Raw genomic sequence first — 12,019 nt, 5'->3', positions numbered from 1 at the left:
AAAATGAAAAATGAGTGTTTTGATTATTGTTAAGCGATTTGTGAGCATTCGAATAGAATGTATGAATTATTCAGGTTTTATTTATCTATCTTTCTGTCTCTCTTTGAAAAATGCAAATTTATTAAAAGAAAGCTTACTAATAAAAGAATAACACCAACTAAAGTATACTCATCATTCTCACCCAAATTAGGTAATTTAGTTTGATTTCTTTGTGCGTCATTGATACCTTCTTCTTCTTGATGGATTTCTTCGTGTTTATCTTGATTTGGTTGGTTATCATTTGATTTAATAATAAATTGAAAACGATTCATTTTTTTCGTATTTTGAAAACCATTATCCATATTTTTACCAGAGAGCTCGAAATAAGGTGTTAATTGAGCTGTTTCTCCTTGCTTTAAATATACCTCTAACCCTTTAGATATTTCAAATAGTGTATATATTTTTCTCCCTTTTTGAGATTCAAACAGAACTTTTCCTAGAAAAATATCTTTTCTTAAAAATGAATCCTGATTCACAATAGATATTTGAAAGCTAGATTTTTTGCTTTGATTATTGATAACAATTGTATCACTTTTCCATTTCATCCCTGGGTAAGCATTCGCTACGGAGGATGGGATGGCTTTCACCTCTATTTCTGATGGAGCATCTGTTAAGTTAATAACAGCATCTTCAGCCCTTACGGTTGGAACAACTAGGAATAACAGTGAACAAAAGCTGAAACAAAGAAATAATATTTTTTCTTTCATCTTTTTCCTCACCTCCATTGAACCATTAATTTTCAAATTTCAATTTAAGAGCTTTTACTATCGCATCAGATTGCTTAATAAGTGACGAAACTCCTTTTCTTAAACAAGGTTTTCCTTTAAAACGCTCTTGACCTTTAATATCGATATCATTACTTAAAATTACACAAACCGCTTCACTGATATCTTTATCACTCAATTTATTTTCTACTCCCGCACCGCCCTGTGTTTCTATTAAAATCTCTACGCCGTGTTTTTCACCAGCTAATTTTAATGCTTCTGCAGCCATATATGTGTGAGCAACCCCTGATGGGCATGCTGTAACGCCAACTATTTTCATTTTTTTGCACTCTCTCTTCTTCTAATTTAGAATATTATTCATTAAATTAAATATCATTAATTGATCTCCTTGACGAACAGTATCAACAAATTCATCATGCATCAAATTCCTAGCCAATTGGGAAATTATCCTTAGATGATTACTACTATCTTCTTTAGGTACTGCAATCATGATCAGCAATGTTACTTCTTCTGCTGTTTCCTCGTTCCAAATAATCGGTTCTGATAAACGAGCAATGCTAACAGACGGTGTTTCAACACTATCTGTTTTCCCATGAGGCATCCCTATACCATTTCCAATACTTGTTGGTTCCGTTTGCTCTCTTTCATATACATTTTGAATAAAACTCTCTAAATCATTGACTCGATTCGTGTTAACAAAACTTTGAGCCATTTTTTTTATAACCATATTTTTACTTTTTTCTTTCATATCCAATTGGATACAATTTTTGTCAATAATTGATTTCATCTATCCTATCTTCCTTTCATTTTCTAAGATGATTTCCATTGCTTCTTTCGATGAACATGTCCATTTTAATTCTTCTATTAATGAGGTACCTTTGGCCATTCTAACTAAAGAAATAAGTGCTGGAATTTGATCTTGACTATCTTTACTCGCAAGACAGAATACTATATTTACTTTCTTTTCCCCAAAACGTATTTGTTTTCGACTAATCACTATACTGATACCGCTTTGATAGATATGTTTAGAAGGTTTACCATGAAACAACGCAAAGTGTTCATCCGATACTGAGTAATATCCCATTTTTCTGATACCTTCAAAAATTTCTTCACAATATAATTCATCAATATTGCCAGAATTGTAAAGAGTATGACAAGCCAATTGAACAACATCCGTCCAAGATTCACTACCGTCAATAAACGAGATACCATTGTCAACTATCATATCTGAAAACTTGGCAATGACTTCGCGTTTTTCTAATTTAGGGTACCCAAATTCATTTCGGATAATCTCAAGAACACGCGCTCTTTTTTTATCATGAAGAAATTCTAAGCTTTTATTCAGGCTATAATAATGAGATAGTATTTTCTTCCGTGTGATACCATTTGCTATAATGCAATTTACATCTTTCTCGCTCATAATTGGATTAACAACTATAACTGGTCTGCCAACTGGATGCATCCCTAATTCTGTAGTCGAAATAATAAAATCAATACAAGACCAATCGCGATATGTTTCTAGTAGATATATTGGTAATACCTCAACTACTTTTATATGAAAATCATTGATTAATGTTTCCTTTAACATTGTGGAAGTACCATAACCATATCCGCATACAAGTAAAATTCTTTTGGGTATTACATCTCTTATGCGACGAATGCTAGCTACAAAATGAATCGTAATATATGTTAATTCCGCATCACTCTTCAGATATTTTAAAATATCAATATCTTTAATAACCTGTGATACAATTTCATATACTTCCAAATCTCTTGTGGTTAGAATATTCATGACATCTTCAGTTATATTGATGTTATCCCTGATACGATGAATAAGGGGTGCCATGTGTAAAATTAGTCCTTTAGCTAAATCAGCATCATCATTAAAATCAATACCCATTTTTTTACTCATTTTATCGATCAATTCAAATGTAATTGTTTCGATCTGAATTGTTAAATCTGAGTCAGCTACTGAATATGAACTTGTATAATTTAGTAAGTAACTCATGTATTCTTTTTGATTATTTGTAAAATTAAGCTTTGTAACACTTTCAATCTCCTCAATGAACTCATTTGTATGAATTTTTGAAAGATGTTTATTTCCTTGTTTAGGTGATTCAAATTGAACATCTTTTTCATGGAGCTTACTCCAAATCACAATCATAACATTTGTAAAGTACCAGCCAAAAGAATCATCTGATAACATGACTTCATTTCTTTTTAAATTCTCTCTTATAACGCTTACAACTTTTTTAATATCAATACCATCATAAGATTTAGAGAAGACTTCTCGTACCAAATTTTCAAAATTGGACTGTGTATTCACAGAAGATACGAACAGACTGTCATAGCATTTCATTGTTTGAAAAAGTAGTTTTACTATTTGATTGATATTTCCTTCAACTCTATACCCATTTTTATAAGTTAGTGTTAAATCATGATTTAACAGTATTTCATCAACTGCTTTTAAGTCATTTTTTAGCGTAGAACGAGATACCTGCATCTTCGCTGCTAAATGATTTAAGTTTAATAGTTTGGAATGTATCAATAAAATAAATAATAAAAGCTCTATTCGATCATCTTTAGACATTAAAAAATTTTTTCTATCCTGAATACTTGAAAAATCGAACTGTTCTAAAAAATACTTTCCATCAGTTGTTCTTCTTATCAATGGTAATTTTTTTAAAGAAAAAAAATCATTAATTTTTTCTATATCATATCGAATATATCGTTCATTTATATTTAATTCATTAGAAATCTTGTGAAGCGTTGCTCCATTATCTTTATCTAAAAAATATAATGTTTTTAGCATTCGCTCAGTTAACAATTAAACTCACCTTTTTCATTTCTTTTTATCGTATGATAGTCCTTCCTTTCTTAATTTTTTTCATAACGATGGCATGCTTTTTATTGTATCCACTTAAAACATGCCATCATCTTTTCAAGTGAAACCTTACTGTGACACTCTTAACGTAAAACTCGTTTTTACTCCATTTGTAGAGATTGCTGTAACTTTGGTAATTCCTGCTTTAACTGCAGTAATCAGTCCGTTTTCATCAACTGTTGCTATACTACTATTTTGACTTTCCCATACGATTTGCTTGTTTGTAGCGTTTTCTGGAGTTACTGTAGCCTTAAGTTGCAATGTATTTCCTTTTTTCATGATGGTAATTGCTGATGTATTAATTGTTACTTTATCAACTGGAATGTCCGTTTCAGCATTCTTTTCAAAATAAAATTGAACTTTCATATCTTTTAATAATTTTTCAATTTTAAAAGAGTTCGCTTCTTTAGATAACTCTTGTTTCTCCCCATTGACCTCCACATAAGCTGGATAATAGCCATCTAGTGGTGCCAATGAATATTGAATAGCATCGCCATATTCAAGTGTATTCGTTCCGGTTGGAGAGACTGTTCCTCCTTCGTTAGCAGAAGTTGTAACATTTATCTTCGTAGCAAAACGGAACCAGTCGACGTTACAAACATACGTCTTACCTGTTCCAACAAATTTAAGGTAAATATTTTTAACCCCAGATAGTTGCTTACTTTGCTCATCGGTTAACTGTATACTAGTTGTTTTATACGTTGACCAACCTTCTTGTGCAGTTGGAGGTGTCGCAATGCTAAAGATTGGATTCGTATCTAACGAATCTGCATAAACTTCAACCGTCGCATCATCGCATGTATCCTTTCCTTGTCCAGCATAGCGAATCTCAAAGTAATTTGGTGAATGATTACTGAAGTCGACTGCCCTGTAGCCAGCATTAAAGCCAACTTTTACACCACCAATATTCTGACCATCATTTAGAACATTCCCACTATCATATGTTTCAGCTTCAATTTTTTTATATGCATCTCTCCGATTATTAATCGCATATAAAATATCATCAATAAGTTGAATACCTTTTTGATAATCAGACTCTTGACTTTCAGGGTTAGCTACAATATCTTTCGCTTGCGTGATAACCTGGGTATAATTTGTCTTAAATGATTCATCAAAGCCAGATTGATCTTCTTTTTCTGCAATAGCGATTGCACTTTCTAAATCAGCCTTCGTTACAGTCGTATCAGCATTCCCTAATAATTCAAACTCACTAATGTTTCCTTTTCCTTTAAAATCAATCTTGAAATAACGGTAGGCTTGTTGACGATCTTCAGAAATTGCAAATGGTTTTGTATATTGACTCCATTTAAATGATACGTTATCTCGACTATCTACTGTTTCCCAATTCTTACCATCTGAAGAACCAGAAAGAGTTATGTTATCAAATGTTTGACCATCTGAATTTTTTCCTGAAGTAATGGTATAAATTGTAGGAGTTTGAACTTTCTTAAACTTATACACAACAGATTGATTATTTATAACTGTCTCAGTATCAGAATTATTATCAACTAGTTTATTCGCATCACTGATATCAGTAATCATTAAATCTTTAAATGTTGCTTTATCACTATCCGTTTTCGTAACATTTGATTGTAACATATCTGATTTAACTTTTTGATTTTTATCTTTTGTTAAAGATGTAGGCACATCTTCCTCACCAGAACCCCATTCTTTATTTGGTTCACTCCCCATATCAAATTCAATTGTTCCACCATTCATTAACTGTTCATGAGTTAATGTATTTTTTGTTTGCGATTTCCCATTAACTTTGACATTTTGAACATAAATATTTTTATCTGAATTGTTCGGTGCGCTAATTGTCAAATCCTTACCGTTTTCAAGGTGAACAGTTGCCTTCGTGAATAATGGCGAACCGATTGCATATTCATTACTTCCTACATTTAATGGATAAATACCTAAAGATGAAAGAATATACCATGCTGACATTTCTCCGTTATCTTCATCTCCAATATATCCTTGACCAAAGTCACTTCCTACATATGCTCGTTTTAAAATATCCCGAACATACTTTTGTGTCTTCCAAGGTTGGCCGGCATAATTATACATATACAGAATATGATGGGAAGGTTGGTTACTATGTCCATACTGTCCTAGTTTAACTTCCCTAGCTTCATACATTTCATGAATATTTCCACCAGTCCATTCACCCGGAGTTGTCAGGATACTATCAATTTTTTCTGCTAAAGCTTCTCGACTTCCATAAAGGTTGACTAGTCCCTGACCATCAAACGGAACTGAAACAGACATATTGTAGGCATTCGTTTCTGTATAATCATGTGCCCAACTCGTAGGATCAAAATTGCTGTCTGACCAACTCCACTCACCATTAGTTGTTTTCCCTTTAAACCAGCTATTTGCCGCCGTATCTTTTTTGTCAAATAAAAGTTGATAGTTTAATGCACGATTATAGAAATAAGCTGCTTCGTCAGTGTGTCCTAGTTTCTCTGCCATTCTAGCGATACCATAATCATTAATATAGCCTTCCATCGACCAAGAAAATCCATGACTATCTTTATCATAAGGAACATAACCAATGAAATTAGAGATATTCAATTGATTTCTTCCGCCACCTGTTAGATTTTGAGAAACAACTGAAGCATTTTTTACCGCTGAAAGGTATGCATTTTCTTGATCAAAATTTGTATTTTTTGAAATTGCATCAGCAAAGATGATATCTGAGCTTGTCCCAACCATACTATTTGTTCCACCTGGAGCTATCCATCTTGGAACCCAAGTATTGTCATTATAATGTTGCACTAAACCATTCAACATTTCTTCATATTTTTTTGGTGATAAAATTGAATACGCTGACCAAGCTGTACGATAAGTATCCCAAAAACCATTATTACTATACAATATTCCATCCGTTTCTTTACCTGAATATGGACTAGAATATTTCCAAACTGGTTTTTCATTTGTTCCTGTATTTTCTGAATATTTATTTGGATAAGCTAGTAAGCGATACATACTTGAATAAAGAGTTGTTAATTGATTTTCAGTTGCTCCTTCTACATCAATTGCATCGAGTTGTTTATCCCAAGTTGTTTGTGTCACTTCTTTTAAATCTTTGAAGTTTGTATCAGCTAATTCGAGCGCATGATTTTTTTTAGCCTGATCCGCACTGATAAATGAAGTCGCTACTTTCATCTCAACATTTTTTACATCCGAACCAAAGCTAACGATTGCTTGTTTTCCATTTACAACCTTGTTCGTTTGGATTGTTTGATCAAATGTTCCATATACATACATTCTTGTCATACCATTACTTGTATGATCAGTATAGCCTGAGAATGAATTGGTTGCAGGGTCTATTGTTATTTGACCATTTGCTCGAACGCTATCAAAAATGACATTATGCTTCTTCGCTTTATCATTAAATGTAAATTGGGTGATTGATCCATGTTCGCTTGGTGTCAGGGCTAAGCTAGTTCCTTCAGCCGGGCTTCCATCAGCAAAATCAACCTTGTATAAGTGTGCTTTAGCTGTTTCATTATCATGACTAAATTCTGATGCGACTTTATCCGTACTTATTTGAGAACCATCACTAACACTATCAGCATCAATTGAAGAATTGACCATAAATTGCCATGTTCCACGATCTCCCACCCAATAAGAAGGCTCATGACTGACTGTCATATGCTGGAATTTTTCTCCATTGTTTTGCTGATAATCGTATAATTTATTATTATCTGAATTTGTTACTGGTGCCCAAAAATTAAACCCATGTGGAGTAGTTACAGCGGGTGCAGTTAATCCTCTTGAAAAACTAGGTGAATCATTGGTTCCTCTTAAAATGTTAACATAATCGGATTTTCGATCATTTTTTTTGACGGTATAATTTGATATTTCAATATCATCAAAATATGCTGCAAATGCCTTTTGAGCATTTTGGTCGTTATCATGGAAACCAACAACGATTTTATCAATCGTTTTACCGTTTGCATATTTCCCAATGTCTGAACTTATTTTGTTCCACTGCTGATACAATAATGTCCTTGATTTTCCTTGATTTTCAGGTGTTAGCGTATTTCCATTTTGATCTAAAGGAGCTAAATCACTTAAATAAGTTCCATCTGTAAATTGTAAATCTATAGCTACATGCATAGACATATAACTGTAATCATATTCACCTTTTTGATCTGGAAAGACAACATATGACAAATGTGTATTCTTTTCTACTGGAATATTAACATCAAAAATGTCATTATAAGAATAACTTTCCCCAGCTATAGTCTGCTCTCCTTCAATTTTTAAAGCTTTTTTCCCTGTCCAACCAACATTTTTTTGCTGATTAATTGAAGTACTTGGACCATTAGATACTATGCTACTCATAATCTCTAATTTATCGTTATTAGAACTAGAATCATCTGCTGCATTTCCTGTTGCAATATCAAACTCTGAAAACTGAGTCATATTATCACCATTATTTTGTGTAATATTCAGTTTAAAGTATTTATAAGCCACATCATTTTTAAAATTAAAATTCTTCTCCTGAAGTCTTCCTGACCAGGTTTGATTGGACTGTGTATCTAACAAAACCCAATTTTTTCCATCTGAGCTACCATAAAATTCCCAATTTTTTGGATCACGACCACTAGCATCATCGCCAGAAGTAATACTATAACTATTTATGATTTTTTCTTGTTTCAAAGAAAATGATACCCATACAGGCAGTGAATCTCTTGATAACCACTTAGTACCTAAATCGTTATCAAATATTTTCCCTTTGCTTTCCTTCTCACCATTATCACTACTACCTTGAATAGTTGCAGTGTCTACTAAATTTGTGACATTTCCAGTCAATAGTTGTGAAATGGTATTTGACATACTTTTCGAACCTTTGGTGCTTTTGGTAGTATTTAAAAAGTTTTTAGTTTCGGTGTCTTCAAAAGAATTATGAAACAACACTTTTTTATCAATTACTTCTGCATTTGCTTTCAAAGTAAACAAGGTACTCCCACTTATCAAAATCATTGCTAGCAAAGCCATTTTCGTTTTCTTCATTTTCGTTATCCCCACTTTCCGATATAACTACTTACTTTTGCTATTTTTTTCCAATATTTCATTGAGTCTTTGCATAGCACGATTATTTACAGCGGCATAACTTCTGGCTGATCGAGTTGTTGAATCTGACATGCCAACAAGTTCATCTAATTGAACATTTAAAACATCTTTCATCGCGCCTTCCATTACTTGAGTTGCTGAAAGTTGGCTTCCAACTTTTATTTCTGATTCTTGGTATCGGTTATCCATCGATGGTCCATCAAAATCAGCGTTTACTGTTACATGAACACTGGCACCTGAATCTAATAAAACATATTTATTTTTTGCCCCATCTTCAAACCAATATGCACCTTCAATATCATCATATTTTCCACTAGTCGGTGTGAAGCTCATTTGGATAGCATTAGCATCCATATCTTCAAAAGTTTGATTTTCAGAACTAATCGCATTTCCGTCTCCATCATATTTAAATTTGATTTTTGAATCATTAACAATCTTTATAAAAGTAGGCAATGATCCGGTATTAGAAATAATACCTGTCACTTTAGCATTCCCACCTGGTTCATAACCGATCACTTCATCATCTGACAAGGGCGTAAAGTTCGCAGAAATATTCAAACTACCCATCTTAATTGTCTGCTCCACATTTACTTTTGCTGTAAACCAGGCGTAACTAATACCAATGGTTGTCAATAAAAATGCTAAACACACCATGAAAATTTTCTTTTTTATCGTAAATTTTTTTTTCATTTTGATTCTCCTATACATCTTTTTTTCTGATTCTAATAAAAATTGTCAAGCCCACAACTATTAATGAAGCACTAATCAATCCAGAAGGTGTTTGCAAAAAAAGGAACATATACCCTAACAATGGAATTGTTAATACAACTTTTCCCAATAATTTTTTTTCATTTACTCTGTCTTGATCAGAAACATTATTTGCATCACCTTTCGTAATAAGATACAAGTGATTGTTCCCTATCTTTTTTTTAAGTACTCGATGAGTGACAACTTCTCCATTCGTAGCTTTGTATGAAACAATATCATTCACGTTTATTTTTTTTATATTCTCATTCACTGAGATGACAATACTACCTATGAGGATTGAAGGTTCCATACTTCCACTAACAACAGATCTGATTTGTATCGGCATTTCGAAATTCGAATTTTTTAGCTTTCCAGAGAGAGCACTTAAAACTAGCATGCTCAAAACTAGATAGAAGCAAACGTTACCAATTATTTCAAAAAATTTTTTCATGATGCTATAGAACTTAGTGCTTGCCAACTTCGCTCTCCCCTTTCTTCAAATTCTTTATTGCCCGCTCTCATTTTCTTGATTCGTAGTTGTTGTTGCAGTCTCACTAGTTAATTCACTAGTTGTTTCCAAAGTTTCTTGACCTGTACTTACGTCCTTGCTCGAGGATACTTTGTTTGAGTCATTCGATGTATTTTGTTTGTTTGTAGCACTTCCCGATAAATTATTTTCATCATTTTCCGTTCTTTCTTGCAGCTTGGTAGTCTGCTTATTAATTATTGCCGGTGTAGTCTGCATGCTGTTTTTTTTAATAGTAAAGTAACCAATATCCACTTTTTCATTATCTGTATAATAGAAATAGGCAAAAACTGTAGCAGGAACTTCGAAAAGCATTCCTCCTAGCAAAATGGTTAAACTTAAAAAGCAAACAACATTTTTTTTCATGTTAAAGATTCTCCAATTCAATTTCCACAACTTCATCTATATCAGAAGTTAAATTATTTTCTAAATCATCAACATTTTCTTTCTTTAAAGCATTAACCAATAAAGCCGTTGCAAATGCACCTATTAGGATAGATACAACATAGCCAATTCTACCTTCGACTACTGGTAAAACAATAATGCCCCCCCAAGGAGCATGGTTTAAAACACCCATTAAGAATGCAGATACATTACCAATAATGCCGCCAACTACGATTGATGGAATTACTCGCAAAGGATCATTTGCCGCAAACGGAATAGCACCTTCTGTGATACCTACACATCCCATTAAAATTGCAGCTTTACCAGCTTCTTTCTCTTCGGTATTATATTTCTTTGGGCTTAAGAAAGTGGCTAATCCTAATCCAATAGGTGGAACACAAATTGCAACACCCACTCCACCCATTAACCATGGAACCGTATCAACTTGAGTTTGAGCAAATAAAGTAGCAACTTTGTTTACTGGTCCTCCCATATCAAATGCTGTCATTCCACCTAAAATGGCACCCAATGGAATTTTTCCTGCTTCTCCCATTGAATTAAGCCAAGAAGTAAGTCCAGTCATTACAGCAGCAATTGGTGTACCAATTCCCCAAACAATAATGGCACCTGTAAGTAAAGTACCCACTAAAGGATATAAGAAAATTGAACCTAAAGATTTCAATGAAATCGGCAATTTAATCCGTTTTAATTGAAATACAATAATACCTGCTAAAAAGCCGGCCAGTATTCCTCCTAAAAAGCCAGCGCCGACTTGTCCTGCTAAGTAAGCCCCAATCATCCCAGGAGCCAAGCCAGGTTTATCAGCAATAGAATAAGCAATATATCCACCTAAAACCGGAACAAATAATGACAAACCTCCTAGACCAATTTGAGCTAAGCCAGCAAGCCAACCCTCAGTTGGTGTAGAAGGGGTACTATTCATCATAACAGCAAGTGAAAAAATAATTCCTCCAGCAACAATGAACGGAATCATATGCGATGTTCCTGTTAAAAGATGCTTCTTAACCTCATGCAGTTTTTCTTTCATTCTCAAATCTCCTCCAAACTTTTTATGGTACAACATCAGATTACCACAAAGAATGCGGTTTCACAATTTACAATAATTGTTAGTAGCGTTTACAAATTTTATCCATACCCACTATTTCCATTGGTTTCTACGTTTCCTTAATTGCCTACAAACCGTGTTATAATAAATAAAATATTTTTTATTCAAAGCTTTAATTGACAAAAAAGCCTCCTTTCTTTTATAGTAAAGACGCTTAAAACAAAAAAGAAAAAAGTGCTTCTAAAGACTTGTCTATCATTAAAATCAAATTATATTGCATCCAATTAAGCTTATTTCACTTACAATTAACTTATTCAACCCCTAAATTTTTAATGTTAACATGGCTTCCTCTTTATGCAATATATAAATAAATAATCCCCGTATTTCCGTAAGACGGCAATATGGAGATTATTTATTATTCATTGATTAAAAAGATCATTATATTTCTAAAAAACATTTGAAATAATAATAGATCCTGAATAATTCAGTCAAGTCCATAATCCTGTGTAAAATACTATACAATGTTTTACCGGTCTCTCATTGATCAAACTTAATATATTTTC

At 33.0% G+C, this 12,019-nt stretch carries 9 protein-coding genes; all 9 read right to left on the bottom strand.

Annotated elements, in window-relative coordinates:
- Positions 1–77 precede the first annotated feature (77 nt).
- A complete protein-coding gene (locus tag FGQ66_RS14105) occupies positions 78–746 on the bottom strand; it encodes a hypothetical protein (protein ID WP_105195106.1) in 669 nt (222 codons plus the stop codon).
- 25 nt (positions 747–771) lie between these two features.
- Complete coding sequence (locus FGQ66_RS14100; protein ID WP_105195105.1) at positions 772–1,083, bottom strand: PTS fructose transporter subunit IIB; 312 nt, start codon at positions 1,081–1,083, stop codon at positions 772–774.
- A gap of 21 nt (positions 1,084–1,104) precedes the next feature.
- Positions 1,105–1,551 (bottom strand): PTS sugar transporter subunit IIA, encoded by a 447-nt coding sequence (locus FGQ66_RS14095; protein ID WP_105195104.1) that lies wholly within the window; start codon positions 1,549–1,551, stop codon positions 1,105–1,107.
- A complete protein-coding gene (locus FGQ66_RS14090) occupies positions 1,552–3,576 on the bottom strand; it encodes a BglG family transcription antiterminator (protein WP_171024620.1) in 2,025 nt (674 codons plus the stop codon).
- A 141-nt stretch (positions 3,577–3,717) separates the two neighbouring features.
- On the bottom strand, positions 3,718–8,673 hold the full coding sequence (locus tag FGQ66_RS14085; protein ID WP_138302628.1) for a GH92 family glycosyl hydrolase: 4,956 nt from the start codon (positions 8,671–8,673) through the stop codon (positions 3,718–3,720).
- 27 nt (positions 8,674–8,700) lie between these two features.
- On the bottom strand, positions 8,701–9,423 hold the full coding sequence (locus FGQ66_RS14080) for a hypothetical protein (RefSeq protein ID WP_138302627.1): 723 nt from the start codon (positions 9,421–9,423) through the stop codon (positions 8,701–8,703).
- Between the two features lie 10 nt (positions 9,424–9,433).
- Positions 9,434–9,958 carry a signal peptidase I gene (locus FGQ66_RS14075; RefSeq protein ID WP_138302626.1) on the bottom strand — a complete coding sequence of 175 codons (525 nt, stop codon included), beginning with the start codon at positions 9,956–9,958 and terminating at the stop codon, positions 9,434–9,436.
- Positions 9,959–9,985: 27 nt separating this feature from the next.
- A complete protein-coding gene (locus tag FGQ66_RS14070; protein WP_138302625.1) occupies positions 9,986–10,372 on the bottom strand; it encodes a hypothetical protein in 387 nt (128 codons plus the stop codon).
- 1 nt (position 10,373) lies between these two features.
- The gene (locus tag FGQ66_RS14065) at positions 10,374–11,438 is read right to left on the bottom strand and encodes a PTS fructose transporter subunit EIIC (RefSeq protein WP_138302624.1); all 1,065 of its coding nucleotides are present in this window, start codon (positions 11,436–11,438) and stop codon (positions 10,374–10,376) included.
- Positions 11,439–12,019: the final 581 nt, after the last annotated feature.

The sequence above is a fragment of the Enterococcus sp. BSD2780061688st2 D3 genome, assembly GCF_005844145.1.
GTDB lineage: Bacteria > Bacillota > Bacilli > Lactobacillales > Enterococcaceae > Enterococcus_B > Enterococcus_B durans.
Note: the sequence above shows the minus strand (reverse complement) of the source record. Positions and strands in the feature narration are given on the sequence as shown.

Bases quoted from the DNA above. Each gene is read 5' to 3' on its own strand.
- FGQ66_RS14105 (WP_105195106.1), bottom strand. From the start codon at position 746: ATGAAAGAAAAAATATTATTTCTTTGTTTCAGCTTTTGTTCACTGTTA.
- FGQ66_RS14100 (WP_105195105.1), bottom strand. From the start codon at position 1,083: ATGAAAATAGTTGGCGTTACAGCATGCCCATCAGGGGTTGCTCACACA.
- FGQ66_RS14095 (WP_105195104.1), bottom strand. From the start codon at position 1,551: ATGAAATCAATTATTGACAAAAATTGTATCCAATTGGATATGAAAGAA.
- FGQ66_RS14090 (WP_171024620.1), bottom strand. From the start codon at position 3,576: ATGCTAAAAACATTATATTTTTTAGATAAAGATAATGGAGCAACGCTT.
- FGQ66_RS14085 (WP_138302628.1), bottom strand. From the start codon at position 8,673: ATGAAGAAAACGAAAATGGCTTTGCTAGCAATGATTTTGATAAGTGGG.
- FGQ66_RS14080 (WP_138302627.1), bottom strand. From the start codon at position 9,423: ATGAAAAAAAAATTTACGATAAAAAAGAAAATTTTCATGGTGTGTTTA.
- FGQ66_RS14070 (WP_138302625.1), bottom strand. From the start codon at position 10,372: ATGAAAAAAAATGTTGTTTGCTTTTTAAGTTTAACCATTTTGCTAGGA.
- FGQ66_RS14065 (WP_138302624.1), bottom strand. From the start codon at position 11,438: ATGAAAGAAAAACTGCATGAGGTTAAGAAGCATCTTTTAACAGGAACA.